The 26760-nt window shown below is 64.0% G+C and carries 17 protein-coding genes; 16 read left to right on the top strand and 1 reads right to left on the bottom strand.

What is annotated here, in order from left to right; genetic code table 11:
* The 4 genes from AC07P1_RS19825 to AC07P1_RS19810 all read left to right on the top strand — a co-directional run bounded on the left by AC07P1_RS19825 (position 1) and on the right by AC07P1_RS19810 (position 7175).
* Positions 1 to 672, top strand: a complete 672-nt coding sequence (locus AC07P1_RS19825) for a TOL_0243 family YfiR-like periplasmic protein (RefSeq protein WP_494697420.1) — start codon at positions 1 to 3, stop codon at positions 670 to 672.
* A complete protein-coding gene (locus AC07P1_RS19820) occupies positions 669 to 3773 on the top strand; it encodes a sensor histidine kinase, YfiR-like protein-associated (protein WP_494697419.1) in 3105 nt (1034 codons plus the stop codon). The genes AC07P1_RS19825 and AC07P1_RS19820 overlap by 4 nt, the downstream gene beginning before the upstream one ends.
* The gene (locus AC07P1_RS19815) at positions 3770 to 6415 is read left to right on the top strand and encodes an EAL domain-containing protein (RefSeq protein WP_494697418.1); all 2646 of its coding nucleotides are present in this window, start codon (positions 3770 to 3772) and stop codon (positions 6413 to 6415) included. The genes AC07P1_RS19820 and AC07P1_RS19815 overlap by 4 nt, the downstream gene beginning before the upstream one ends.
* Positions 6416 to 6515: 100 nt before the next feature.
* Positions 6516 to 7175: an NF038120 family PEP-CTERM protein gene (locus AC07P1_RS19810; protein WP_494697417.1), complete on the top strand. Its 660-nt coding sequence runs from the start codon at positions 6516 to 6518 to the stop codon at positions 7173 to 7175.
* A 9-nt stretch (positions 7176 to 7184) separates the two neighbouring features.
* On the opposite strand, the gene AC07P1_RS19805 is transcribed toward AC07P1_RS19810, so the two are convergent.
* Positions 7185 to 7658, bottom strand: coding sequence for a hypothetical protein (locus AC07P1_RS19805; RefSeq protein ID WP_494697416.1), 474 nt, complete (start codon positions 7656 to 7658; stop codon positions 7185 to 7187).
* Positions 7659 to 8089: 431 nt separating this feature from the next.
* Between AC07P1_RS19805 and AC07P1_RS19800 the strand changes: the two genes are divergently transcribed.
* The 12 genes from AC07P1_RS19800 (at position 8090) to AC07P1_RS19745 (ending at position 26689) form a co-directional block, all read left to right on the top strand.
* Positions 8090 to 10684: a TonB-dependent receptor gene (locus tag AC07P1_RS19800; protein WP_494697415.1), complete on the top strand. Its 2595-nt coding sequence runs from the start codon at positions 8090 to 8092 to the stop codon at positions 10682 to 10684.
* A 64-nt stretch (positions 10685 to 10748) separates the two neighbouring features.
* Entirely contained in the window at positions 10749 to 12104 is a 1356-nt protein-coding gene (locus tag AC07P1_RS19795) for a glycoside-pentoside-hexuronide (GPH):cation symporter (RefSeq protein WP_315217302.1), read from the top strand.
* A 19-nt stretch (positions 12105 to 12123) separates the two neighbouring features.
* Complete coding sequence (locus AC07P1_RS19790) at positions 12124 to 13077, top strand: glycoside hydrolase family 43 protein (RefSeq protein ID WP_494697414.1); 954 nt, start codon at positions 12124 to 12126, stop codon at positions 13075 to 13077.
* Between the two features lie 103 nt (positions 13078 to 13180).
* On the top strand, positions 13181 to 14242 hold the full coding sequence (locus tag AC07P1_RS19785; protein ID WP_494697413.1) for an aldose epimerase family protein: 1062 nt from the start codon (positions 13181 to 13183) through the stop codon (positions 14240 to 14242).
* 150 nt (positions 14243 to 14392) lie between these two features.
* The gene (locus AC07P1_RS19780) at positions 14393 to 16138 is read left to right on the top strand and encodes an IlvD/Edd family dehydratase (protein WP_090314111.1); all 1746 of its coding nucleotides are present in this window, start codon (positions 14393 to 14395) and stop codon (positions 16136 to 16138) included.
* A 38-nt stretch (positions 16139 to 16176) separates the two neighbouring features.
* Positions 16177 to 17169, top strand: a complete 993-nt coding sequence (gene araD1, locus AC07P1_RS19775) for an AraD1 family protein (RefSeq protein WP_494697412.1) — start codon at positions 16177 to 16179, stop codon at positions 17167 to 17169.
* Positions 17166 to 18734 (top strand): aldehyde dehydrogenase (NADP(+)), encoded by a 1569-nt coding sequence (locus AC07P1_RS19770; protein WP_494697411.1) that lies wholly within the window; start codon positions 17166 to 17168, stop codon positions 18732 to 18734. Before araD1 ends, AC07P1_RS19770 begins: the two co-directional genes overlap by 4 nt.
* Positions 18735 to 18797: 63 nt before the next feature.
* A complete protein-coding gene (locus tag AC07P1_RS19765) occupies positions 18798 to 19565 on the top strand; it encodes an SDR family NAD(P)-dependent oxidoreductase (protein ID WP_090314108.1) in 768 nt (255 codons plus the stop codon).
* Positions 19566 to 19669: 104 nt separating this feature from the next.
* Positions 19670 to 21604 carry a glycoside hydrolase family 97 protein gene (locus AC07P1_RS19760; RefSeq protein WP_494697410.1) on the top strand — a complete coding sequence of 645 codons (1935 nt, stop codon included), beginning with the start codon at positions 19670 to 19672 and terminating at the stop codon, positions 21602 to 21604.
* Between the two features lie 16 nt (positions 21605 to 21620).
* Positions 21621 to 23168 (top strand): alpha-N-arabinofuranosidase, encoded by a 1548-nt coding sequence (locus AC07P1_RS19755; RefSeq protein WP_494697409.1) that lies wholly within the window; start codon positions 21621 to 21623, stop codon positions 23166 to 23168.
* A 60-nt stretch (positions 23169 to 23228) separates the two neighbouring features.
* Complete coding sequence (locus AC07P1_RS19750) at positions 23229 to 24254, top strand: arabinan endo-1,5-alpha-L-arabinosidase (RefSeq protein WP_494697408.1); 1026 nt, start codon at positions 23229 to 23231, stop codon at positions 24252 to 24254.
* Positions 24254 to 26689 (top strand): beta-L-arabinofuranosidase domain-containing protein, encoded by a 2436-nt coding sequence (locus tag AC07P1_RS19745; protein WP_494697407.1) that lies wholly within the window; start codon positions 24254 to 24256, stop codon positions 26687 to 26689. The genes AC07P1_RS19750 and AC07P1_RS19745 overlap by 1 nt, the downstream gene beginning before the upstream one ends.
* The last annotated feature ends 71 nt before the right edge of the window (positions 26690 to 26760 follow it).

Genomic DNA, 26760 nt, shown 5'->3' with positions numbered 1-26760 from the left:
GTGGCGACCACCGGCGCCCCGGCACGCGCGCACGGCGCCATCGCGGCCGCGCCGTGGCGCCGGTCGCCGTCGTCGCCATGTCCGTGGTTGTCGTGGTTGCCGCCGTGGGTGCCACCGCTGCTGTTGCCATCGTTGTTGTCGCTGCTGCTGTCGATGTCGTCGCTGCCATCCGCGGCCGCCGCCGGCGACACCGACCCGTCGCGCGTCGCGGCCCAGGTGAAGGCGGCCTATATCTACCGCTTCGCCGAGCACATCGAGTGGCCGCCGGCCGCCTTCGCCGACGATGCCGCGCCGCTGGTGATCGCCGTGGTGGACGCCGACGAGGTCGCCGCCGAGTTGAACCAGCTGCGCCAGACCCGCCAGATCAAGGGGCGCGGCGTGACCGTGCGCACCCTGCGCGCCGGCGACGCGGCCGGCGCCATCCAGGTGTTGTATGTCGGCGCCCAGGACGGCGCGCGCGTCAAGCGCACGCTCGAGGCGGCGGCGACCCAGGGCGTTCTGGCCATCACCGACGGCGCCGGCACGCTGGCCGCCGGCAGCGCCATCAGCTTCGTGCCGGTCGACAACCGCATCCGCTTCGACGTGTCGCTGTCGCACGCCGAGCGCAGCGGCCTGAAGATCAGCGCCAGGCTGTTGGCGGTGGCGCACAAAATCGAGGGGGGACGACAATGAAGCTGAGGATACGCTCGGTGCGCCACAAGTTGCTGCTGCTGGTGCTGGTGACCAACCTGTGCGCGCTGGCGCTGGCCGGCGCCGGCCTGCTGTACCGCGACCTGCGCGAAAACCGCGCCACCACCGTGCGCGAGCTGACCTCGATCGCCGCCATCCTGGGACAGGGCAGCGCGCTGGCGATCGAATTCGACGACGCCAAGGTGGCCACCGAAAACCTGGCGCTGTTGCGGGCCAACCCCAACATCCTGACGGGCGCCATCTACACCGCCGGCGGCAAGCTGTTCGCCGCCTACCGGCGCGACGCCGCCTCGCCGGCCGCGCCGGCAAGCATGGCGCCGGCCGACGGCGCCGAATTCGGTGGCGGCGAACTGACGGTGGTCCGGCGCATCGCCGACCGCGACACGGTGCACGGCACCGTCTACCTGCGCGAACGCTACGACCTGGCGGCCTGGCTGCGCGGCTACCTTGCCATCCTGGCGACGGTGTTGCTTGGCAGCCTGCTGCTCGGCCTGGCCCTGTCGTCGCTGCTGCAGCGCTGGATCTCGGGACCGATCATGGGCGTGAGCGAGGTCGCGCGCCAGGTCGTGCGCGAACGCGACTACCGCCTGCGCGCGCCCAAGGACAGCGAGGACGAGGTGGGGCAGCTGGCCGACGCCTTCAACGGCATGCTGCAAACGCTGGAGCACGAGATCACCGAGCGCGCCGCCGCCGAGACGGAGGTGCGCGCGCTCAACGCCGGCCTGGAGGAGCACGTGGCGGACCGCACCGCCGAGCTGCGGGTGGCCAACGCGGCGCTGCAGGCGCGCACCGTGGAGGCCGAGGCGGCCAGCCGCGCCAAGGCCGACTTCCTGGCCAACATGAGCCACGAAATCCGCACGCCGATGAACGGCATACTGGGGCTGGCCTACCTGCTCGACCAGCGTCCGCTCGACGCCGACGCGGCCGACTTGGTGCGCAAGATCCGCAACGCCGGCCGCTCGCTGCAGGCCATCATCAACGATATCCTCGACTTCTCCAAGATCGAAGCGGGGCGGCTGGAGATCGAGCGCGTGCCCTTCAACCTGTCCGACGTGCTCGACAACCTGGCCAGCATCATGGCCGCCAGCGCCGGCGACAAGGATGTGGAGCTGACGATCGCGCCGCCGCCGCCGGCCATCGGCCAACTGGTGGGCGACGCGCTGCGGCTGGAACAGGTGTTGATCAACCTGACCGGCAACGCCATCAAGTTCACCGAGCGCGGCGCCGTCGGCATCGGCCTGACCTTGCTGGAACACGACGGCCAGCGCGCCGTGCTGCGCTTCGCCGTCACCGACACCGGCATCGGCATCGCCGAGGACAAGCTGCAGCACATCTTTTCCGCCTTCAGCCAGGCCGACACCTCGACCACGCGGCGCTTCGGCGGCTCCGGCCTGGGATTGACCATCTGCCGCTATCTGGTCGAGCACATGGGCGGCAAAATCGGCGTGACCAGCACACCGGGGCGGGGCAGCGAGTTCTGGTTCACCATCCCCTTCGAATGCGTGGCCGCCGGCCAGGTCGAACCGGCCGAATTGAGCAACCTCGACGTGCTGGTGGTCGACGACAGCGACATCTCGCGCGACAATATCGCGCTGATGGCGCGCGCCCTGGGCTGGCGCGCCAGCCAGGCCGTCTCCGGCCAGCTGGCGCTGGACTGCGTGCACCAGCGCCACCTGGCCGCCGGCGGCTTCGACGCGCTGCTGCTGGACTGGCAGATGCCGGGCATGGATGGCATGGAGCTGGCGCGCCAGATCCGCGCCAGCTATCCGGACGACGCCCAGCCGGTGCTGATGATGGTGACCGCCTATGCCCGCGACGAGTTGCTGCGGCACGGCGACATCGGGCTGGTCGACGGCATCCTGACCAAGCCGGTGACCAGTTCCTGCCTGTACAACGCGCTGGCCAAGGCGCAGGCACGGCGGCGCCAGGGCGGGCAGGGAGACGGCGCGCCGGCGCGGCCGGCCAGCATGCGCATCGCCGGCGTGCGGGTGCTGGTGACCGATGACAGCGACATCAACCGCGAGGTGGCCTCGCGCATCCTGAGCGCGGAAGGGGCCACGGTCAGCCTGGCCTGCGACGGCCGCGAGGCGGTCGACTGGCTGCTGCGGAACCCGGACGCGGTCGACATCGTGCTGATGGATGTACAAATGCCCGTGATGGACGGCTATGAGGCGACGCGGATGTTGCGCCAGTCGCCGCGGTTCGACGACCTGCCGATCGTGGCGCTGACGGCGGGCGCCTTCAAGAGCCAGCAGGAGGAGGCGCGCGCGGCCGGCATGGACGCCTTTGTCGCCAAGCCGTTCAATGTCGATGAATTGATGGAGGTTGTCCGGCGCCTGGCGCGCGGCGCATCGGCGCGCAACGCGGCGGCGGACGCGCAGGCGTTCGGCCGAATTTCGTCCTCGCCCTCGCCGGCGGCGCTGGAGATGACGTCGACGCCACCGCCTTTACCTTCGATCGCGCCGCTGGCCGGCATCGACATCGAGCGCGCGCGCCTGGTATGGAGCGAGTGGGAGCCTTACAGCGCGGTGCTTGGCCGCTTCGCCGCCGATTACGGCGACGTCGCCGACCGGCTCGATGCGGAGCTGGCGGCCCGCGGTACCTCCGGCATGGACGCCCTGTGCCATCAACTGAAAGGAGTGGCCGGCAATCTGGCGTTGCCGGAGATATCCCGGCTGGCGGGGGAATTGCAAAAGGTGGTCACGCACGGTGGCGACGCCGCCGGGTTGATCGCGCAACTGCGCGGCGCGCTGGCCACGGCGCTGGAATCGATCGCCGCGCTGGCCGAACGGATCGGCGCGGCGGCACGGGCGGCGCCGCCCACGGCCGCCCGGATCGCGACGGACGACGCGCCCCGGTCCTCCCCATCCAGCGAGGAACTGCTGGCCGCCTTGCTCGCATGCCTGGACCAGGACAACCCCGACGTCGCGGCGCCGTTGCTGGCGGAGTTGGCGCCGATGCTGCCGGCGGACGCCGTAGCGGCCGTGCGTTCGCGGCTGGACCAGTTCGACTTTCGCGGCGCCGAGGCCGAGGTGCGGGCGCTGATCGCGCTGGCGCCTGGCGGCGCGGGGGAGGCGCGATGAGTGCGCCCATTCTCATCATCGACGACGAACCGAGCAACCTGGCCACGCTGCGCGCCATCCTCGCGCCGGACCATGTGCTGGCGTTTGCGCGCAACGGCGCCGAGGGCCTGGCTGCGGCGCGCAAGCACCGGCCGGCCCTGATCCTGCTGGACGTGCAGATGCCCGACATGGACGGCTACACCGTCTGCCGCCAGCTCAAGGCGCAGGCCGACACCAGCGACATCCCCGTGATCTTCGTCTCGGCCATGAGCGAGGTGGTCGACGAGGCGGCCGGTTTCGCCTGCGGCGCGGTCGACTACATCGTTAAGCCGGTGTCGCCGGCGCTGGTGCGCGCGCGCGTGCGCACCCACCTGTCGCTGGTCAACGCCAACCGGCTGGCGCACTATGTGCGCGAACTGGAATCGCACCAGCAGAAAATCGCTAGGCTCAGCCGCATCAAGACCGTCCTGAGCGGCATCAATTCGGCGGTGATACGCATCCGCGACCGCGCCGCGCTGTACGACGAGGCCTGCCGCATCGCCGCCGAGGACGGGGGCTTCGACACCGCGTGGATCGCCTTGCGCGACGGCGACGGCGGCGGCATGCGCGCCGCCGCCTGGCGCGGCACCGATCCGGAGCGGCTCGAGCGGCTGCTGCAAGCGATGGCGCTTGAACCGAGCGATGAACTGAGCGTGCCACGGCGCGCGCTGGCGCAGGCGCGCGCGGTCTGCTGCAACGACCTGCGCGACCCGGGGCAGGAGGGGGCGGCCTGCCGCGACGCGCGCGAACACGGCTTCCTGTCGCTGACGGCGATACCGCTGATGCAGGGCGCGGCGGCGGCCGGGGTGATGGTGCTGTACGCGCGCGACGCCGGCTATTTCGACGCCGAGGAGCTGATGCTGCTGGACGACCTGGCCGGCGACATCTCCTTCGCCATGGAGTACATCGCGCAGGAGGAGCGCGTCAACTACCTGTCCTATTACGACCCGGTGACCGGGTTGCCGAACCAGGCGCTGTTCCACGACCGGCTGGGCCAGATCATCCAGTCCGGCAAGCACGAGGGCGGCCACGCTTTTGTCTTCATGCTCAACCTGGACCGCTTCAAGCGCCTCAACGACACACTCGGCTCTCGGGTCGGCGACCAGGTGCTGCGCATCGTCGCGCAACGCCTGGTCGACGGCCTGGGACGCCCTTGCACGGTGGCGCGGCTGGCCGGCGACACCTATGTCGTCGCCGGCGCCTGCGGCGCCAGCGAGAATCTGCTGCCGGTGATCGAGCACGCCGCCGAATTGATCGGACAACCGGCGCAGGTGGACGGCAACGACATCCGCCTGAGCGTCCACGGCGGTATCGCCAGCTATCCGCGCGACGGCGCCGACGCCGAGGCGGTGTTCCGCCACGCCGAGGCGGCGCTCAAACAGGCTAAGGCAAGCGGCGAGCGGCTGTCGTTTTATTCGCCCGAGTTGAACGCGGCGATGATCGCCAAGCTCGAACTCGAAACCATGCTGCGCCGGGCCAGCGAGCAGCGCCAGTTCGTCATGTACTACCAGCCCAAGGTCGACCTGCGCACCGGCCGCGTCGCCGCCGCCGAAGCCTTGATACGCTGGATACACCCGGAGCGCGGCATGGTGCCGCCGGCGCAGTTCATCCCGCTGGCCGAGGAGAGCGGCCTGATACTCGATATCGGCGCCTGGGTGATCGCCGACGTTTGCGCCCAGCAGGCCGCGTGGGCGGCGGACGGCGTACCGGTGGTGCCGGTGGCCGTGAACCTGTCGGCGCTGCAGTTCGGCCAGGGCGACCTGGCCGCGCAGCTCGCGGATCGGCTGGCGGAGCATGGGTTGAGCAGCAATCTGATCGAGCTGGAACTGACCGAGTCGCTGGTGATGCACGATCCGGCCGGCGCGGAGAAGACCATGCGCCAGTTGCGCGCCCTGGGGCTGCAGCTGTCGCTGGACGATTTCGGCACCGGTTATTCCTCGCTGGCGCACCTGAAACGCTTCCCGTTCAACAGCGTCAAGATCGACCGCGCCTTCATCACCGACATCACCACCAATCCCGACGACGCGGCGATCGCCTCGGCCATCATCGCCATGTCGCACAATCTGCGCATGCTGGTCATCGCCGAAGGGGTGGAGACGGCGGCGCAATTCGAACAGTTGCGTCTCAAGGGCTGCGACCAGATCCAGGGCTATTATTTCAGCCCGGCGGTGCCGGCGACGGCGTTCGAGGCCATGCTGCGCGCCGACACGCATATCGACCTGTCGGCGACGACGGAGGTGCGCGAGCTGACGCTGTTGATCGTCGACAGCGAGGCGTCGCTGGTGTCGGCCGTCAAGCGCGCCTTGCGGTCGGAAGGCTACCGCATCGTCACGGCGGGCAGCGCGGAAGAGGCGCTCGATGTGCTGGCGCGTGTGCCGGTGCAGGTGATCCTGTGCGAGCATCGGCTGCCGGGCATGAGCGGGCCGAAGTTCCTGGCGATCGCCACGCGGCTGTATCCCGACACGATGCGCCTGATATTGAGCGGTTACACGGAGCTGGAGTCGGTGCTGGAGGCTGTCAATCGCGGCGAGATCTACCGCTTTTTGACCAAGCCGTGGGACGATGTGCAGCTGCGGCAAAACATTCGGGACGCGTTCAAGCGCCATCAGCCGACCCCGCCCTGAGCGGAGCCGATGCGATAAATATCAGTGTATTTGCAAAATAGCATGCTAATATCGCAGCCGATTTACGTTGCGAAAACACAATAACTATTTTGGAGAACTCATGACTTCGTTTAAAACGCTGACCGCCAACGCCGTGCTCGCCTGCGTCGCCATCCTGTCCACCCAGGCCCACGCCACGACCGTGGATTTTGAGGATGTGCCGGCCTATAGCCAGGGAGCTTTTTCCTCGAACGGCTTTGACTTCGTTTTGGTCGGAGACGGTTCCGCCGTCACGCCCACGGGTTCCTACTGCGGTCCGCAGTGCCCGGACAACGGCACCCATTATGTCGTCGCACCCTATGGCGTGGACGCGGCCTCGCTGACGATGACAAGGGCCGGCGGCGGCTTGTTCGCCCTGTCCAGCTTTGACGGCACCGGCGCCTTCAACTTCGGCGACGGCTCCACCTTCATCCCCAATCAGATCGATGTGACCGGCGTGCTGGCGGGCGGCGGAACGGTGTACCAATCCTTCCAGATCGATAAATCGACGGGCGGCAATGGCGGTCTCAATTTCACGTCGTATGCCTTCTCGTCGGGCTTCAACAACCTGGTGTCGGTCCGCTTCAGCAGCAGCGGCAGCGATCTCCCCGAGTTCAACGGTTTCTCGGTCGACAACATCAACGCCACGGCCGTTACCGCCGTTCCCGAAGCGGAAACCTACGCGATGCTGCTGGCCGGCCTTGGCATGATGGGACTCATCGCCCGTCGCCGCAAAGCCTGAAACGGCTCGCTATTCGGTTTGCGATCGCGTCGCCAGCGCCACGATCGCGGCGCCGGCGGCGACGATCAGCGCGTCTTCAATCAGTCCGCTGCGGGTTTGGCCGATACTCGCCATGGCCCGTTTGCGGCCCGCCAGCGTCAGATAGGCGAGCGGCACGGCGGTTGCCACCGCGACCGCCGCGCCAGTTTTCTCCTTGCCCTCGGGCGCCAGGGCCGCACCAGCAATTCCGGCACTCGCCACCCTTGCCAACAGTCCCAGAAAGACCGTCCTGTCGGGCGCCGTCTTCATTTTGTCGCCAAGCAGTTCCCCGATGCCCATCGCCAGCGCGCCGTACTTGAACAGCGGCCGATCCAGAAGAACGAGGTTTCCTGTGGTGTGGCGGTGCGCGAGGCGTGCCGCCGAGATGGTGGCCATCGGCGTCATCGATCGCGCGCTGGCGACGGCGCCGATCAGCGCGGAGGGGAGCAGGCTGCTAAGTTTCATCTTGTGACTCCTGGTTGGTGTTAATTGTTGATTTCGGTATCCAATGTTAGAAAAGTCTAGCACTCGCGCGGGGCGGTACGACGCGTGGGGGAACGGTCATGCCTCGCGTTAGGTGCGGTAAGCCACCATACGGATCAGGCTGTGTCCGAATGTCGGCACTGACCCCCGTCGATTTTGGTGATTGATATTCTTTTTGGTATCGAAAACCCGAAAAAATTGATTGGTTTGTTTTTTGCCCAGCCCCTAAGATGAAATCCGACAGTTGCACCCAGCGTGGCAACTCTCCCATAAAACAGATAACAGACAAACACTGGAGACTTATGAATTACCCAGCATCCGGGACTTTCGAGTCCCAGGCGAAGCATCGCCTCGTCCTCAAATCTAGCGTTGCAGTACTGGCCGCGGCCGGCCTCCTGAGCGCCTTCCCCGTTTTGGCACAAGATACTTCTGCCGCTCCAGCCGTCACCGCACCCGCCGCCGCCGAGGCGCCGGCCGCCGCAGCCGCCGACACCACTCCCGCTCCGGCAGCCGTCGTCACCGTGACCGGCGTGCGCCGCGCCGCCCAGACCGCGCAGAAGATCAAGCAGGATTCGGACAACGTCATCGATTCGATCGTCGCCGACGACATCGGCAAATTCCCGGACACGAACGTGGCCCAAACCCTGGCCCGCGTCAGCGGCATCCAGGTGCGCCGCGACGCAGGCGAAGCCAATACGGTGCTGATTCGCGGCTTGCCCGGCATCGCAACGCTGATTAACGGCCGCGAGATGTTCACCACCACCGGCCGCTATATCAAGCTGGCCGACATCCCTTCGACTATGTTGCAGCGCGCCGACGTCTACAAGTCGCAGAGCGCCGACCAGGTGGAGGGCGGCATCGCCGGCGTGATCGACGTGCGCACCAACCGTCCGTTCGACTTCAAGGAATTCACCGCCAGCGCGCAGGTCGGCGCCAAGAACAAGGACAAGGCCAAGGCCACCGATCCGGAGTTGTCCGGCATGGTGTCGAACCGCTGGAAAACCGGCATCGGCGAAGTGGGCGCCTTGTTCGGCGTGTCGTCGATCAAGGACCGCTTCCAGGAGGAGCGCGCGTTCCAGACCTTCCCGATCGATAAAAGCTTCGCCGCGCCCAATCTGACCGGCCCCGATCTGGTCGGCCTGCAGGACGTGCACGGCCAGCGCAAGCGCCAGGCCGCGAACTTCGCGCTGCAGTGGAAGCCGAGCGCCGATCTGGAAGTGTATGCCGAGGGCCTGCATTCGGTGTTGAAAAACACCGAGGAGACCGATTTCTTCGTCGGCCTGCCATGGGCGACGTCGCCGGATCAGATCAGCGTCACCAAGATCCCCGGCACCAACCAGACCGACACCATCACGTCGACCAACGCGTTTACCATCCTGTCGACGCAGGGCCGCGAGAATACCAGCACCGCTTCGCAGTACGCGGTCGGCGCCAACTGGCGCGTGGCGCCGGGACTGCGCGCGACCACCGAGCTGGCGACCACGCGCAGCAAATTTGATTGGGTCAATCCGATCCTCGACACCAGCCTCAATGTCGACAATGTGTTCGTCAAGACCAACGTCAACGGCGGCGCGTTCGTGCAGTATCAGAGCCCGGCCCTGAACGATCCAAGCAAGATCTTCCTGTCGCAGTTCTTTGACCGCTATGGAAGGGATCGCGGCAAGTCGACCGACTGGCGTGGCGACGTGACCTATTCGCCGGAAGCCGACGGCTTCTTCAAGGAGTTCAGCGGCGGCCTGCGCCTGAACGAGCGCACCGCCAACTCGATCAAGTCGTTCGAGGGCAGCGTGCCGACTCCGGCCGGCATCGCCATGTCCAGTATTCCCGGACTGTCTTGCAGCACCACGGAGTTCTCCGAGAATTACGGCACGCCGAAATGGTCGACGCCTTGCGCCGGTTATTTGATCAACAATACCTCGGTGATCCGCGCCGCCGCCACCGGCAACGCCGCGGCCAGGGCGCTCGATCCCGCATCCTTCTTCTCCAACAAGGAAAAGAACTACGCCTTCTACGGCAAGGCGAAGGTCGGCTTCGACCTGGGCCAGTTCCCGGTCGATGGCGTGATCGGCGTGCGTGTGACCAAGACCGATTCGGATATCCAGGCTAACGACAGTGTCGATGGCGTGCTGGTGCCGACCAACAAGGACTCGTCCAATACCGAAGTGCTGCCAAGCGCGAACTTCAAGCTGGCCTTGCGCAAGGACTTGCTGGCGCGTTTCGCCTACGCGAAGACGATGACGCGTCCGGACTTCGGCCAACTCAATCCAGCCACCGCGTACGTTAAACCTAACGGCACCACCAACGTGGCGACGGCGAGCGGCGGCAATTCGGACTTGAAGCCATTCACCGCGCAGAACTTCGATACCTCGCTCGAGTGGTACTTCGCGCCTACCGGTTCCATTAGCGGCACGGTGTTCCGTCATAACTTCGACGGCTACATCATGAACCGTGTGATATCGGAGACCTTCCAGGGTATTCCTTACAATACGACCCGGCCCTTCAACACCGACAAGGGCCATCTGCAGGGCGTCGAACTGGCGTACCAGCAGTTCTACGACGGCTTGCCTGGCTGGTTGAGCGGTTTCGGCTTGCAGGCCAACGTGACCTACAGCGAAGGCGGCGTGACGGCTTCGGAGAACAAGGACATCGAAGGCAAGCCTTTCGCCGGCATGTCACGCCTGTCGTACAACATCGTGGCGTTGTATGAGAAAGAGGGCTGGTCTGCGCGCCTGGCGTACAACTGGCGCTCGAAGTTCGTCGACACCTACGCGGATACGCCGGACAGGAACAATCCGAACCTGGTGCCGAAGGATTTGATCGTCAAGCCGATGTCGTCGCTCGACGGCTCTCTGAGCTACAAGGTCAGCGATCATGTTACTGTCAACCTGACCGGCACCAATCTGCTGAACTTCAAGTTCCAGGACTACTGGTCGGATTCGAAGATCTTCCCGCGCGACACGCGCCGCTATGATCGCACGGTCGGCCTGTCGATGAATTTGAAGTATTGATGTCACCACGTCGTTAAAAACTATCCCGCCTTTGCGGGATAGCTGCATTTTTAAGAGGTCGTAAATGTCGAATCAAAAACTATCGCTGTTGGAAAAAGTGGGCTTTGGCGCCGGCGACATGGCGCTGAACGTGGTGATTTCGTCGATGATGTTGATCATCACGTTCTTCTACACCGATATCTACGGACTGAAAACCTCCGACCTGGCCTTGCTGTTCCTGGTCGTCAAATTCGTCGGCGCTATCGCCGACCTGGTGGTGGGCCAGCTCACCGACCGTTATGCCAGCGCGCGCATGGGCCGCTATCGCCCATGGCTGCTGCTGCTCGCCGTTCCCTACGGCATCAGCGTGTTCTTCGTCTTCACCACTCCCGACTGGGGCTATGACGCGAAACTGATCTGGGCCTATTCGACCTACATCATCATGACGATCATGACGTCCGGCGTCGGCGTGGCCTACATCTCGCTGCCGAGCAGCCTGACCAACGATCCGCAGCAGCGCCTGTCGGCCAACGGCTACCGCCTGTTCTTCGCCAAGATCGGCGCCTTCATGGTGACGGTGGTGGTGCCGGTGCTATCGGAGCGCTGGGGCGGCGGCAACGCGGCCACCGGCTACCAGGCGGCGATGGCGGTGATGGCGGCGATGGGCGTGGCGCTGTTCCTGTTCTGCTTCTTCACCACAAAGGAGCGCGTAATCCACGTGGTGCAGCGCCAGTCGCTGTGGGCCCAGCTCAAGGTGCTGCTGCAAAACGACCAGTGGCTGATCTTGTGCGGCGTGTGCGTGACCGGCACAATCGGCTACGTGCTGCGCGCCACGGCGGCCATCTACTACGTCAAATATTATCTGGGCGGCGACACCGCCACCGTGGCCACCTTCCTTTCGATCGGCGTGGTCGCCGCGATCCTGTCGATGGTCGCCTCGACCTGGATCACCAAGTTCTATTGCAAGGTCAAGCTGTTCCGCTGGAGCCAGATCGCCGTCGGCGTGATCAGCGCCGCGATCTACTTCTTCGTCAAGCCGGGCGACATCATGCTGGCGTTTGTGCTGTACTTCGTGCTGTCGTTCGTGGTCGACTTGCATGCGCCGGTGTTCTGGTCGGCCATCGCCGAGACCATCGACTACGGCCAGGTCAAGACCGGCAAGCGCGTCTCCGGCTTCGCCTTCGGCGGCATCTCGGTGTGCCAGAAGGCCGGCATGGGCGTGGCCGGCGCGCTGGCCGGTGGCCTGCTGACGTACTTCCAGTATCAGCCGAACCACGAGCAGACCGCGTTCGCGCTGCACGGCATCGTGCTGATGATGACCCTGATTCCCGGCTTCTTCCATACCTTGATGGGACTTTTGATGTTCAAATACCGGGTCACCGACGAGTATTACACGGAAGTGAAGAAGCAAATGGGAGCCGATTCTTATGTGGCAGTCTAATTTTTTGGAAAACGAAGCAATGGAAAGCAAAGACGTACTGCAGCCGCTGATCGAACAGCGCGCCGATCCTTTTATCATCCGCCACAGCGACGGCTACTACTACTTCACCGCCTCGGTGCCGCAGTACGACCGCATCGAGTTGCGCCGCGCGAAAACCATCGCCGGCCTGGCCGACGCCGAGAAGGTCGATGTCTGGTTCAAACCGGAGACCGGCGCGTACAGCGAACTGGTTTGGGCGCCGGAGCTCCACTTCAACCAGGGCGCATGGTACGTCTACTTCGCCGCCGCGCCGAGCCGCGAGATCAAGCACAAGCTTTTCCAGCACCGTATGTACGCGATCCGTAACACCAACGCCAATCCTTTGGAGGGCGAGTGGGAGTTCATGGGCCAGATCGACACCGGCATCGACACCTTCTGCCTGGACGCCACCACCTTCACCCACAACGGCCAGCTGTACTACCTGTGGGCGCAGAAGGACGTCGCCATCGAGGGCAACTCCAACCTGTACATCGCGCCGATGAAGACGCCGTGGCAGCTGGGCGGCCCGCCGGTCATGCTGAGCAAGCCGGAGTTCGACTGGGAGATCCGTGGTTTCTGGGTCAACGAGGGGCCGTCGGTGTTGAAGAAGAACGGCAAGATCTTCATCAGCTATTCGGCCAGCGCCACCGACGAGAACTACGCCATGGGCCTGCTGTGGGCGGACGAAAACGCCGACCTGCTGGACCCGGCCTCGTGGACCAAACTGAAGGAACCGGTGCTGCAAACCTGCTTCGAGCACGGCGTCTATGGTCCTGGACATAACAGTTTCACCATTGGCGATGATGGCGAAACAGTCATGTTGGTTTATCATGCACGCACTTATACCGAGATTATCGGCGACCCGCTGTGGAATCCCGACCGTCACACCTATGTCAAGCCGCTCAAGTGGGACGGGCAGGGCATGCCGGTCTTCGGAAAGCCGTCGATCGCTTAGCCCAGTTCGGCCGGTCGCTGCGCGACCGCCAAAGAATAATCGCGGCGGCCGGTGGGTTCATTCCCCCCGGCCGCCGCCCCATTTGAAAGCTGAAAGTCATATCATGCAAGCTTCGATCACTGAATCCTCGTTCGGCCAGATGGCCGACGGCCGCGACGTCACCCGCTACACGCTGACCAACGCCAACGGCATGATCGTCAAGATCATCAACCTCGGTGGCGCCATCACCGAAATCCATGTGCCCGACCGCAGCGGCACCTTGGCCGATGTCAATTGCGGCTACGACGACGTCGCCGCCTACATGGGCGAATCCCATTACTTCGGCGCGCTGATCGGCCGTTACGGCAACCGCATCGCCAACGCCCGCTTCACGCTCGACGGCGAGACCTTTGCGCTGGACGTCAACAACGGGGCCAATCACCTGCACGGGGGGGGCGACGGCTTCCATCGCCGGCTGTGGACCGGCGAAACCTTCACCACCCCGAATTCGGCCGGCTTGATATTGAGTTACGTCAGCGCCGACGGTGAGCAGGGCTATCCCGGGAATCTGGAGGTCACCGCCATCTATGAGCTGCGCAACGATAACGAATTGCGTATCGCTTTCCATGCCATCAGCGACAAGGCGACCCCGGTCAACCTGACCAACCACGCGTATTTCAACCTGGCCGGCAAGGGCGATATCCTGGGCCACGAGCTGACCATCGTGGCAGACGCCTATACGCCGATCGACGATGTGCAGATCCCTCTGGGCGATCTGCCGCCGGTCGAGGGCACGCCGTTCGATTTCCGCACGCCGCATGCGATCGGCGAGCGTATCGACCAGGATGATGATCAATTGCGCAACGGCTTTGGCTACGACCACAACTTCGTGCTGAAAAAATCGAAGCCGGGCGCGCTGGAGATGGCCGCCCGCGTGCGCGATCCGGCGTCCGGGCGGGTGCTGGAGGTGTGGAGCCAGGAGCCGGGCATCCAGTTCTACAGTGGAAATTTCATGAATGACAAGATGACCGGAAAAGGGCAGATCTACGGCTATCGCAGCGCCTTCTGCCTCGAACCGCAGCATTTCCCGGATTCGCCGAACCGGCCGGACTTCCCGTCGACGATCCTGCGTCCGGGACAGGAATACTCGACGGTGATGGCCTATCGCTTCAGTACCGAAGCTTAAGCCGCCATTTGGAGGGTGTTGATACCGGTTTTGATATCGAAGTTGATTAATAATTTATTGGAAAGATATCTCAGTCCATCTTAGTATGCTTTATCGATGCGGGGGCATGACATTCACGTCCCCGCACAGGAAAATACTGAGGAGAATTGCATGTCGGACAATGACAACAAGAAAGTAAAGCTGCGCTCCGCCGAATGGTTCGGCTCCCAAGACAAAAACGGTTTCATGTACCGCAGCTGGATGAAAAATCAGGGTATTCCTGATCACGAATTCCAGGGCAAGCCTATCATCGGCATCTGCAACACGTGGTCTGAACTGACCCCTTGCAACGCCCACTTCCGCAAACTGGCGGAACACGTCAAACGCGGCATCCTAGAAGCCGGCGGCTTCCCGGTCGAATTCCCAGTCTTCTCCAACGGCGAATCCAATCTCCGTCCAACCGCCATGTTGACCCGTAACCTGGCCAGCATGGACGTCGAAGAATCCATCCGCGGCAATCCAATGGACGGCGTCGTCCTGCTGGTCGGCTGCGACAAGACCACCCCGGCGCTGTTGATGGGCGCCGCCTCGGTCGACATTCCGACCATCGTCGTCACCGGCGGCCCTATGCTGAACGGTAAGCTGAACGGCAAGAACATCGGCTCCGGCACCGCCGTCTGGCAGTTGCATGAGCAGGTCAAGGCCGGCGAACTGAGTATGCACGACTTCCTCGCGGCCGAAGCGGGCCACTCCCGCTCCGCCGGCACCTGTAACACCATGGGCACGGCGTCGACGATGGCCTGCATGGCCGAATCGCTGGGCACCTCGCTGCCGCACAACGCCGCCATTCCGGCCGTCGACGCGCGCCGCTACGTGCTGGCCCACATGTCGGGCATGCGCATCGTCGACATGGTCAAGGAAGACCTGAAGCTGTCGAAGATCCTGACCAAGGAGAATTTCGAGAACGCGATCCGCGTCAACGCCGCCATCGGCGGTTCGACCAACGCCGTGATCCACCTGAAAGCCATCGCCGGCCGTATCGGCGTCGATCTGGAACTGGAAGACTGGACCCGCGTCGGCCGCGGCATGCCGACCATCGTCGACCTGCTGCCGTCGGGTCGCTTCCTGATGGAAGAGTTCTACTATGCGGGCGGCCTGCCGGCCGTGATCCGCCGCATGGGCGAGGGCAAGCTGCTGCCGAACCCGAACGCGCTGACCGTCAACGGCAAGACCATCTGGGAAAACTGCCAGGACGCGCCGATCTACGACGACGAAGTGATTCGCCCGCTGGAAAAACCGCTGCTCAAGGATGGCGGCATCTGCATCCTGCGCGGCAACCTGGCGCCGCGCGGCGCCGTGCTGAAACCATCGGCGGCGACGCCTGAACTGATGCAGCATCGCGGTCAGGCCGTGGTGTTCGAGGACTTTGAACACTACAAGAGCCGTATCATCGATCCGGATCTGGTGGTCGACGCCAACTCGGTGCTGGTGATGAAGAACTGCGGCCCGAAAGGTTATCCGGGCATGGCCGAAGTAGGGAATATGGGCCTGCCGCCTAAACTGCTGGCGGCCGGCGTCAAGGACATGGTCCGCATCTCCGACGCCCGCATGAGCGGCACCGCCTACGGCACCGTTGTGCTGCACGTGGCGCCGGAAGCGATGGCCGGCGGCCCGCTGGGCATCGTCAAGGACGGCGACTGGATCACCCTGGATTGCGCAGGCGGTTTGCTGAACCTGGAAATCTCGGACGCCGAAATGGCCGAACGCCAAGCCGCCCGCGTGCCGGGCAGCGCGCCGGGTCCGAAGACCGGTTACCAGCAGCTCTACATCGAACACGTGCTGCAAGCGGATGAAGGTTGCGACTTCGATTTCCTGGTCGGGAATCGTGGTTCGGCCGTTCCACGCCACTCGCACTGATACGCACCGATACGCACTGAGAAAAACCAGGAGATACCATGCTACTCGTACAATTCAAGAACGAACAAGGCGCGCGCCAGATCGGCGTGCTGGAACAAGACACCATCCGTATCATCGATGGCTACAGCACCACCTACGCGCTGGCCCAGGACGCGATCCGCAAGTCGACCGGCCTGGCCGCGTTGGTCGAGAAGTCGGTCGGCAGCGCCACCGCCTCGTTTGAAGCCGTCGCCGCCGCCGGCCGCCTGCTGGCGCCACTGGATCACACCGACGACGCCCACACCTACGTCACCGGCACCGGCCTGACCCACCTGGGCAGCGCCGACACCCGCGACGCCATGCACAAGAAAATCGGCGGCGACGTCGAAAGCCTGAGCGACTCCATGAAGATGTTCCGCATGGGCGTCGAAGGCGGCAAGCCGGCCGCCGGCGAAGCCGGTGTGCAGCCGGAGTGGTTCTACAAGGGCGACGGCTCGATCGTGGCCGCCAGCGGCAAGGACCTGAGCATGCCCGACTTCGCGCTCGACGGCGGGGAAGAGCCGGAAGTGGCCGGCCTGTACGTGATCGGCGACGACGGCCAGCCTTACCGCGTCGGCTACGCCATCGGCAACGAGTTCTCGGACCACGTGACCGAGCGTCAGAACTACCTGTACCTGGCGCACTCCAAGCTGCGCGCCTGCGGCCTGGGCCCGGCGCTGCTGGTCGGCGAGGCGCCGGCCAACATCCAGGGCACGTCGCGCATTTACGACGTGGACGGCAAGGTGCGTTGGGAGAAGGCCTTCTTCAGCGGCGAACAGAATATGTCGCACACCATCGGCAACCTGGAGCATCACCACTTCAAGTACCCGCTGTTCAAGCGCCCGGGCGACGTGCATATCCACTTCTTCGGCACCGCCACCCTGAGCGTGGCCGACAACATCGTCGTCAAGCCGGGCGAAACGTTCGAGATCGATTCGCCGCAGTTCGGTCCAGCCTTGCGCAACAAGCTGACCGTGTACAAAACCGAAGTAGCGAAAGTTAAGACCTTATGATCATCACCGGCGATTCGCTGATTGGCGGCCAGGCCGTCAAAGGCACCGGCGCCGCTTTCCGCGCCTACAATCCATCGCTGCAGCAGTCGATGGACCCGGAGTTCACGACAGCCGACGGTAATCAAATCGACCAGGCCTGCCGCCTGGCCGAAGCGGCGTTCGATACCTTCCGCTCGCTGAGCGACGAGAAGCGCGCGGTGTTCCTGGAAACCATCGGCGAACAAATCATGGCCCTGGGCGAGGTGCTGGTGGAGCGCGTAATGGCCGAAAGCGGCCTGCCGCGCGCCCGCGTCGAGGGTGAGCGCGGCCGCACCGTCGGCCAGTTGAAATTGTTCGCCAATCTGCTGCGCGAAGGTTCGTGGAACGACGTCCGTATCGACAAGGCGTTGCCGGACCGCGCGCCGCCGCGTCCCGATATCCGCATGCGCATGATCGGCCTCGGTCCGGTCGCCGTCTTCTCGGCCAGTAACTTCCCGCTGGCGTTCTCCGTCGCCGGCGGCGACACCGCGTCGGCCTTCGCCGCCGGCTGCCCGGTGGTGCTGAAGGCGCACTTCGCCCACCCAGGCACGTCGGAGCTGGTTGGCCGCGCCGTCGTCAAGGCGGTCGAGATCTGCGGCCTGCCGGCCGGCGTGTTCTCGCTGCTGAACGGTGTCGGCAACGAGATCGGCCAGGAGGTGGTGCGTCACCCGGCCATCAAGGCGGTCGGCTTCACCGGCTCGCGTGGCGGTGGCGTCGCGCTGATGGCGGTGGCCGCGGCGCGTCCCGTGCCGATTCCGGTGTATGCCGAAATGAGCTCGATCAACCCGGTGTTCCTGCTGCCGAAGGCTTTGGCCAGCCGCGCCGAGGAATTGGCCGCCGGCTTCTCCGCCTCGCTGGTGCTAGGCGTGGGCCAGATGTGCACCAACCCGGGCCTGGTGATCGGTATCGCCGGCCCGGACCTGGACCGCTTCAAGGCCGCCGCGTCCAAGGCGCTCGAAGGCGGCGCCGCTTGCGCCATGCTGTCGCCGGGTATCGCCGGCAGCTACAAGCGCGGCATCACGCAGCTGGCCGACAACGCCGACGTCAACACGCTGGCGCTGGCGCCGCAGTCGGAAGGCAAGGCCGCTCCGGCGCTGTTCGACACGAGCAGCGCGGCATTCCTGGATCAGCACGTCCTGTCGGAGGAAGTTTTCGGGCCGGCCTCGCTGGTCGTGGCCTGCAAGGATATCGCCGAAATGCGCCGGATCGCCGAAGAACTGGAAGGCCAACTGACCGCCACGTTGCTGATGGACGAAGCGGATCTGGACGCCGCACACGAGCTGCTGCCGGTGCTGGAACGTAAAGTCGGCCGCATCCTGGCCAACGGTTATCCAACCGGCGTGGAAGTATGCAGCGCCATGGTGCACGGCGGCCCGTTCCCGTCGACGTCGGATGGCCGCAGCACCTCGGTCGGCACCGGCGCGATCACACGCTTCCTGCGTCCCGTCTCGTACCAGAACCTGCCGCAGCCGCTGCTGCCGCAAGTGCTGCGCGACGAGGGCGGCGCGCCATGGCGACGCCTTGAAGGTGAATTGAACCACAAGTGATCGTGGTGGCTGTACCGGCCCCGCCACGGCGGGGCTTTCGTCTATAAAAACAACGGAGACTGTATGACCCAATTGGCAAAATTCGCCAGCCTGCGCGGCAAGCGCGTGTTCATCACCGGCGGCGGCACCGGCATCGGCGAGGCGATGGTGATTTCCTTCGCCGAGCAGGGCGCCAAGGTCGCCTTCGTCGACATCGCCCGCGACGCCAGCCTGGAGCTGGTCCGCCGCGTCAAGGAAGCCGGCTATCCCGAGCCCGAGTTCCGCGTCTGCGACATCACCGACATTCCCGCCTTGCAGTCCACGATGGCCGAAATGGCCGGCATCATCGGTTCCTTCGACATCCTCGTCAACAACGCAGCCAACGACCAGCGCCACGCGACCCAGGACGTCACCGTCGACTACTGGAACGAGCGTATCGCCATCAACCAGCGTCCGATGTTCTTCACCTGCCAGGCGGTCTTCGAGGGCATGAAGGAAAAGGGCGCCGGCTCGATCATCAACGTCGGCTCGATCTCGTGGCAGGTCAAGAACGCCGGCTATCCGGTGTACGCCACCTCCAAGGCGGCGACCCATGGCCTGACCCGTGGCCTGGCGCGCGAATTCGGCGCCCACGGCATCCGCGTCAACACCGTCACGCCGGGCTGGGTGATGACCCAGCGCCAGATCGACCTGTGGCTGGACGAGGCGGGCGAGCAGGATATCAAGCGCAACCAGTGCATGCCCACGAAGCTGATGCCGCAGCATATCGCGTCGATGATTTTGTTCCTGGCCGCCGACGACGGCGCCATGTGCACCGCCCAAGAGTTCATCGTCGATGGAGGATGGGTTTAACCAGCAACCGCAATACCCGTAATACCCGCAACACCGTTCGCCGCCCCGGAGACACCGCCCTTAGAGGCGGCGGGGCTACATAACCCTAAAAAACTGGTGAGAACATGGTGAATAAATTTATCTCCGCGGTCGCGGTGGGCGCCACGGCCGCGTCGACCGCTTTCGCGGCGTCCCCCGGCGCGCTGACAAGCCCCGACCGCCACATCAGCGTCCAGCTGAACGAGTCGCCCGGCAAGCCCCTGACCTACACAGTCTCCCGCGACGGCAAGCCGGTGTTGCTGGCCTCCGAACTGGGGCTGCAACTGCAAGGCGCCGATCTGGCCGGCGCGCTGACGATCGCCGCCAGCTCCAAGGTCGGCACCGTCACCGACAAGTACCAGATGGCCACGGGTAAGAAGCGTGACATCACCTACAGCGCCAACGAACAAACCTTCTCCGTGCAGAACGCGCAAAAGCAGAAGATGGACATCGTCTTCCGCGTGTCGAACGACGGCGTCGCGTTCCGCTACATCGTCGCCGAGCCATCGCTGCCACGCAAAAAACTGATCCAGGAACGCACCACGTTCGCGCTGCCGACATCGGCAAAGGCGTGGTTGCAGCCTATCGCCGTCGCGCAGACCGGCTGGGGGCGGACCAATCCGTCCTACGAAGAACACTATCAGATGGACATCCCGGTAGGCACGGTCTCGCCGTCGCCGGCCGGCTGGGTGTTCCCGGCGCTGTTCAAGGCCGGCGACAACTGGCTGGCCATCTCGGAGGCCGGCATGGACGGCAGCTTCCAGGGTTCGCGCCTGGCGCCGGATTCCAAGGGCGGTAAATACAGCATCGGCAATCCGATGAAGGAAGAGGTCTATCCCGATCGCGGCCTGATGGCCGACGTCGAAGGCACGCTGACCTCGCCGTGGCGCCTGATGGCGCTTGGTTCGCTGTCGACCGTGGTCGGCTCGACCCTTGGCACCGACCTGGCCGCGCCGGCGATCGCCTTCGACAAGCAACTGGTCAAGCCTGGACACGCCTCCTGGAGCTGGGCGCTGCTGAAGGACGACGCCACCGTCTACGACGTGCAGAAGAAGTTCATCGACTACGCCGCCGACATGAAATGGGACTACACCCTGGTGGACGCCGATTGGGACCGCAAGATCGGCTACGAGAAGATGAAGGAACTGGCCGACTACGCGGCGACCAAGAACGTCGGCGTGCTGGTTTGGTATAACTCGTCCGGCCCATGGAACTCGACCGAGTACTCGCCGAAGAGCAAACTGCTGACGCACGAGCAGCGCGTGGCCGAGTTCAAACGCCTGCGCCAGATGGGCATCAAGGGCGTCAAGATCGACTTTTTCAATGGCGACGCGCAGTCGATGATGGCCTATTACGTCGATATGCTGAACGACGCGGCCGCCGCAGGCCTGCTGGTGAACTTCCACGGCTCGACCCTGCCGCGCGGCTGGACCCGCACCTGGCCCAACCTGATGACGATGGAGGCGGTGCGCGGCATGGAGTTCACCACCTTCGAGCAGGCCGACGAGGACAAGATGCCGACCCACGCGGCGATGATGCCGTTCGCCCGCAATCTGTTCGACCCGATGGACTTCACGCCGATGGTGTTCGGCGATATCCCGAAGATCAAGCGCACCAGCAGCAATGGCTTCGAGCTGGCGACATCGGTGTTGTACGTCTCCGGCATCCAGCACTTCGCCGAAGTGCCGGAAGGGATGGCGACCGTGCCCGCCTACGTCAAGAGCTTCCTTCAGGAGCTGCCGCGCAGCTGGGACGACAGCCGCCTGGTCGACGGCTTCCCCGGTAAATATGCGGTGGTCGCGCGCCGCGCCGGCGACACCTGGTACATCGCCGGCATCAACGCCACCGAATCCGACAAGGCGCTGACACTGGACTTGTCCTTTGCCGGCGCCAAGCAGGGCACGATCATCGCCGACGGTGAAGGCGAACGTGGTTTTAGCCAACGCAGCATCGCTGCCGGCAAAAAAGCAGCAGTAACCATCAAGCCGCATGGCGGCTTCGTGATAACAATAAAACAGTAATCAGGAGATTTAAAATATGAATCACATCAAACGTGGTGTTCTCACTCTGTGCATGCTCGCTTCGGGCGCCGCTTTCGCCGCGCCTGTCGGCGTGACGATCGATACGACCAAGCCTGGTCCGGTCATCAACAAAAACATCTACGGCCAATTCGCCGAACACCTGGGCACCGGCATCTACGAGGGCATCTGGGTCGGTCCGAAGTCGAAGATCCCGAACGTCAATGGTTGGCGCAAGGACGTTGTCGGCGCGCTGAAAGCCATGCACGTACCGCTGGTGCGCTGGCCGGGCGGCTGCTTCGCCGACGAATACCACTGGCGCGACGGCATCGGCGCGCGCGAGAAGCGTCCGGTCAAGGTCAACACCAACTGGGGCGGCGTGGAGGAAAACAACGCCGTCGGCACCCACGAATTCTTCGAACTGGCCGAGCAGCTTGGCGCCGAGACCTACGTCAACGGCAACCTGGGCACCGGCAGCGCGCAAGAGATGTCGGAGTGGGTCGAGTACATGACCTCCGACAGCAAGTCGACCTTGGCCGAACTGCGCCGCAAAAATGGCCGCGACAAGCCGTTCAAGGTCGACTACTTCGCCATCGGTAACGAGGCCTGGGGCTGCGGCGGTAACATGTCGCCGCAACACTACTCGAACCTGTACAAGAACGTCGAAACCTTCCTGCGCGCGCCGCCGCAGTATCGTCCGAAGATGATCGCCAGCGGCGGCAACGACCATGACCTGTCCTGGACCGAAACCCTGAGCAAAGAGCTCAAGAAGCAGACCTACGGCATCAGCTTCCACTACTACACCATCCCGACCGGCCAGTGGGAAGTGAAGGGCATGGCGACCGGCTTCAAGGAAGACCAGTGGTTCTCGACCCTGTCCAACACGATCAAGATGGATGGCTTCATCAAGGCCAATACGGCGGTGATGGACAAGTACGATCCTGAGAAGAAATTGGGCTTCCTGGTCGACGAGTGGGGCACCTGGTACGACGTCGAGAAGGGCACCAACGCCGGCTTCCTGTTCCAGCAAAACACGCTGCGCGACGCGGTGGTGGCTGCGCTCAACTTCAACATCTTCCACGACCACGCCGACCGCGTGCGCATGACCAACATCGCGCAGATGGTCAACGTGCTGCAGGCGATGATCATCACCGACAAGGACAAGATGGTGCTGACGCCGACGTACCACGCGTTCCAGATGTATGTGCCGTTCCAGGACGCGACCTCGCTGCCGCTGAAGTTGACGAACAATCCCCAGTATTCGTACAACGGCAGCAGCATTCCGGAGATCAGCGCCTCGGCCGCCCGCGCCAAGGACGGCAAGCTGTATCTAGCGCTGGTCAACACCAATCCGACCAAGGAAGCGGAGATCGCCGTGGACGTGCCGGGCCAGGCCATCAAGTCGGTCAATGGCCGGGTGCTGACGTCCGCCGCGATGGACACGCATAACACCTTCCAGTCGCCGGAAGCGATCAAGCCGGCCCCGTTCAGCGCCACCGCCGGCGCCGATGGCAAGCTGACGGTCAAGATTCCGGCCAAGGCCGTTATCGTGGTCGCTGTGGAGTAAGTCGTAAGTCCGCGAGGTCATGCCGATGGCATGGCCTCGCATAGTTAATCGAGGTTGTGGATGAAGCATATTTTTTCGACGATGGCTTTGCTATTGGGCGTGGCTGGGCTGTCTGCCTGCACCGCCAAGGAAGTCAGCGTGCACGATCCCGTGATGGCCAAGGAAGGCGACACCTATTACGTCTTCAGCACCGGGCCCGGTATCACTTTCTACAGTTCGACCAATATGAAGGACTGGAAGCCGGAAGGACGCGTGTTCAAGGATCCGCCATCGTGGGCCAAACGCGCCGCGCCGACTTTCGACGGCCATATATGGGCGCCGGATGTGCAGTTCCATAACGGTAAATATTATTTGTACTATTCCGTCTCCGGATTCGGTAAAAACACCTCGGGGATTGGCGTCACGGTCAACAAGACGCTCAATCCCCGCTCCCCGGACTACCGGTGGGAAGACAAGGGCATGGTATTGCAGTCGGTGCCGCTGCGGGACGACTGGAACGCCATCGATTCGAATATCATCGAAGATGAAAAAGGCGTCGCCTGGATGTCGTTCGGCTCCTTCTGGAGCGGACTTAAACTGGTCAAGCTGAACGACGCATGGACCGGGTTGGCCGAGCCGCAGGAGTGGCACGCGATCGCCAGCCGGACCGCCAACGTCGATGCGCCGGCCGGCACGGATGCCGGGCCGGGCGAGATCGAGGCGCCGTTCATCTTCAAGAAGAATGGCTACTATTATCTGTTCGCATCGTTCGGCCTGTGCTGCCGCAAGGGCGACAGCACCTACAACGTCGTCGTCGGCCGCTCGACATCGGTGACCGGGCCTTACGTCGACAAAAAAGGCGTGGACATGATGAAGGGCGGCGGTTCGCTGCTGATCGCCGGCGACAAGGACTGGAAGGGCTTGGGCCACAACAGCGCCTACACGATGGACGGCAAGGACTATCTGGTGCTGCACGCCTACGAGACCGCCGACAACTACCTGCAAAAGCTGAAAATCATGGAAATGAAATGGGATGCGAATGGGTGGCCGACTGTTGACCAGGCCGACTTGAACAAGTACCGCAGCACGCAGCTGCCCCTCAAATAATGGCGGGGGCCATCCACAAGCCGGCGCGCCGGCGCACCTTGCGCTATGCCGCCAGCGCGATGGCCGCGGCGGCGGTTCCGCCGATGGCCGGCGCGGCGACGCGTGCCGGCATCGCCGTGCCGGCGGGTGATAAGGCGCCGCTGCGGCTGTTCCCGCTGTCGGCGGTGCGTCTGACCGCAAGCCCATTCCTGGAAGCCCAGCAAACGGACCTGCGCTACATCATGGCGCTGAATCCCGACCGCCTCCTGGCGCCGTTCCTGCGCGAAGCCGGTCTGACGCCGAAAGAGCCGACTTACGGCAACTGGGAATCGACAGGGCTGGATGGCCACATGGGCGGCCACTATCTGACCGCGCTGGCGCTGATGTACGCCGCCACCGGCGATGAGGAAGTTCTCAAGCGCCTGAATTACTGTGTGGCGGAACTTAAGCGCTGCCAGGCGAGCAACGGCGACGGCTACATCGGCGGCGTGCCCGGTGGCGCGGCCGCGTGGCGCGATATCGCGCAAGGCAAACTCCAGGCCGACGGTTTCTCCGTCAACGGCAAATGGGTCCCGTGGTACAACCTGCACAAGCTCTACGCCGGGCTGCGCGACGCCTACGTCTACGCCGGCAACCAGGACGCGCGCGCGATGCTGATCGCGCTGTGCGACTGGACCGTCGGCCTGATCTCGCACCTGAGCGAAGAACAGATGCAGAACATGCTGCGCTGCGAACATGGCGGCATGAACGAAGTGCTGGCCGATGTCTCCGAGATGACCGGTCAGAAGAAATACATGGACCTGGCGATCCGCTTTTCGCACCAGGCCATCCTGCGTCCGCTGGAGGAGGGCAAGGACCAGTTGACCGGCCTGCACGCCAACACCCAAATCCCGAAAGTAATCGGCTTCAAGCGCATTGGCGACATCACCGGGCGGCGCGACTGGCAGAAGGCCGCGCAGTTCTTCTGGCAAACCGTGCACGATCACCGCACCGTCGCCATCGGCGGCAACAGCGTCAAGGAGCACTTCCACGACCAGAACGACTTCTCGTCCATGATCGAGGAAGTCGAAGGCCCCGAGACCTGTAATACCTACAATATGCTCAAGCTCACCGGCTTGCTGTTCCTCGGCGACGCCAAGGGCAGCTACGCCGACTACTACGAACGAGCGCTGTACAACCATATACTGGGATCGCAGCGTCCGCACAGCGGCGGCTTTGTCTACTTCACGCCGATGCGGCCCAACCACTACCGCGTCTACTCGCAGCCGCAGCAAGGCATGTGGTGCTGCGTGGGCTCGGGCCTGGAGAGCCACGCCAAGTACGGCGAGTTCATTTACGCGCATCGGGGCGACAACCTGTATGTCAACCTGTTCATCCCTTCGACCTTGAACTGGCGCGAGCAGGGCGTTTCCGTCCGCCAGTCCAACCGCTTCCCGGATGAAGGCGGCAGCTCTATCACTGTCAAGGGTAACAAGACCTTCACCTTGAAGATCCGTTATCCGGAGTGGGTGGCGCCGGGAGCGCTGCGCGTGGCCGTCAACGGCAAGCCGGTCGCCGCCAGTATCGGCGCCGACCGCTATGTCAGTGTCCGCCGCCAGTGGCGTGACGGCGACAAGGTCGATATCGCACTGCCGATGACAACCCGGCTCGAACAGATGCCGGACAAGTCCAACTACTATGCCGTGCTGCACGGCCCCGTGGTACTGGCGGCGAAGACCAATCCGTTCCCGGACGAGAAACTGAATTTCCTGGCCGACGACTCGCGCATGGGCCATATCGCCTCCGGGCAGGTAGTCCCGTTGCAGGCCGCGCCGGTGCTGGTCGACGACAGTCCCGCGTTCGAAGGCCGCTTCAAGCCGGTGTCGGGCCGGCCGCTGACCTTTGTCGCTCCCGGACTGGTGGAGGGCAAGGATGGCAAGCAGGCCGCCACTTTCGTGCCATTCTTCCGGGTGCACGACTCGCGCTACATGGTGTACTGGCCGTATTCCACGGCGGCGGATCTGGCGGCCACGCGCGCCAAAGCCGCCGAGGACGAGGCGGCGCGGCTTGAACTGGACGCGCGCACCATCGACCAGGTGGCGCCGGGCGAGCAGCAGCCGGAGTCCGACCACTTCTTCAAGGCGGAAGGCGGCGAGTCCGGGTTGGCCAAGGGACGTCACTGGCGGCATGCGACCAACTGGTTCAGCTACGACCTGACCGACAAGAAGTCCGAAGCGCGCGCTTTGCGTCTGACATATTCGAAAGGGGATGCCGGCCGCAGGTTCGATATCCTGATCAACGGTCGGATGCTGGCCGAGGTGAAGCTGGACGCCGCTGCGCCGCAGGAGCTCTACACCGTGGATTACCCGATTCCACCGGCGCTGGTCGCGGCGGCGGGTGGGAAATTGGTGGTCAAGTTCGTGGCCCGTAACGGCTCCGTGGCCGGCGGGCTGTATGGCCTGCGCCTGTTGCGATGAGCAATTACCTTGGACTGCAAACTGATACCGAAATCAATATCGCACTTGACCAAAATATCATTGGATAGATA

Source organism: Duganella sp. GW821-FHT07F09 (genome assembly GCF_059418705.1).
This window is presented reverse-complemented; position numbering and strand designations above follow the sequence as displayed.

Bases quoted from the DNA above. Each gene is read 5' to 3' on its own strand.
- AC07P1_RS19750 (WP_494697408.1), top strand. From the start codon at position 23,229: ATGAAGCATATTTTTTCGACGATGGCTTTGCTATTGGGCGTGGCTGGG.
- AC07P1_RS19820 (WP_494697419.1), top strand. From the start codon at position 669: ATGAAGCTGAGGATACGCTCGGTGCGCCACAAGTTGCTGCTGCTGGTG.
- AC07P1_RS19770 (WP_494697411.1), top strand. From the start codon at position 17,166: ATGATCATCACCGGCGATTCGCTGATTGGCGGCCAGGCCGTCAAAGGC.
- AC07P1_RS19815 (WP_494697418.1), top strand. From the start codon at position 3,770: ATGAGTGCGCCCATTCTCATCATCGACGACGAACCGAGCAACCTGGCC.
- AC07P1_RS19760 (WP_494697410.1), top strand. From the start codon at position 19,670: ATGGTGAATAAATTTATCTCCGCGGTCGCGGTGGGCGCCACGGCCGCG.
- AC07P1_RS19795 (WP_315217302.1), top strand. From the start codon at position 10,749: ATGTCGAATCAAAAACTATCGCTGTTGGAAAAAGTGGGCTTTGGCGCC.
- AC07P1_RS19780 (WP_090314111.1), top strand. From the start codon at position 14,393: ATGTCGGACAATGACAACAAGAAAGTAAAGCTGCGCTCCGCCGAATGG.
- AC07P1_RS19810 (WP_494697417.1), top strand. From the start codon at position 6,516: ATGACTTCGTTTAAAACGCTGACCGCCAACGCCGTGCTCGCCTGCGTC.
- AC07P1_RS19745 (WP_494697407.1), top strand. From the start codon at position 24,254: ATGGCGGGGGCCATCCACAAGCCGGCGCGCCGGCGCACCTTGCGCTAT.
- AC07P1_RS19790 (WP_494697414.1), top strand. From the start codon at position 12,124: ATGGAAAGCAAAGACGTACTGCAGCCGCTGATCGAACAGCGCGCCGAT.
- AC07P1_RS19805 (WP_494697416.1), bottom strand. From the start codon at position 7,658: ATGAAACTTAGCAGCCTGCTCCCCTCCGCGCTGATCGGCGCCGTCGCC.
- AC07P1_RS19765 (WP_090314108.1), top strand. From the start codon at position 18,798: ATGACCCAATTGGCAAAATTCGCCAGCCTGCGCGGCAAGCGCGTGTTC.
- AC07P1_RS19785 (WP_494697413.1), top strand. From the start codon at position 13,181: ATGCAAGCTTCGATCACTGAATCCTCGTTCGGCCAGATGGCCGACGGC.
- araD1 (WP_494697412.1), top strand. From the start codon at position 16,177: ATGCTACTCGTACAATTCAAGAACGAACAAGGCGCGCGCCAGATCGGC.
- AC07P1_RS19755 (WP_494697409.1), top strand. From the start codon at position 21,621: ATGAATCACATCAAACGTGGTGTTCTCACTCTGTGCATGCTCGCTTCG.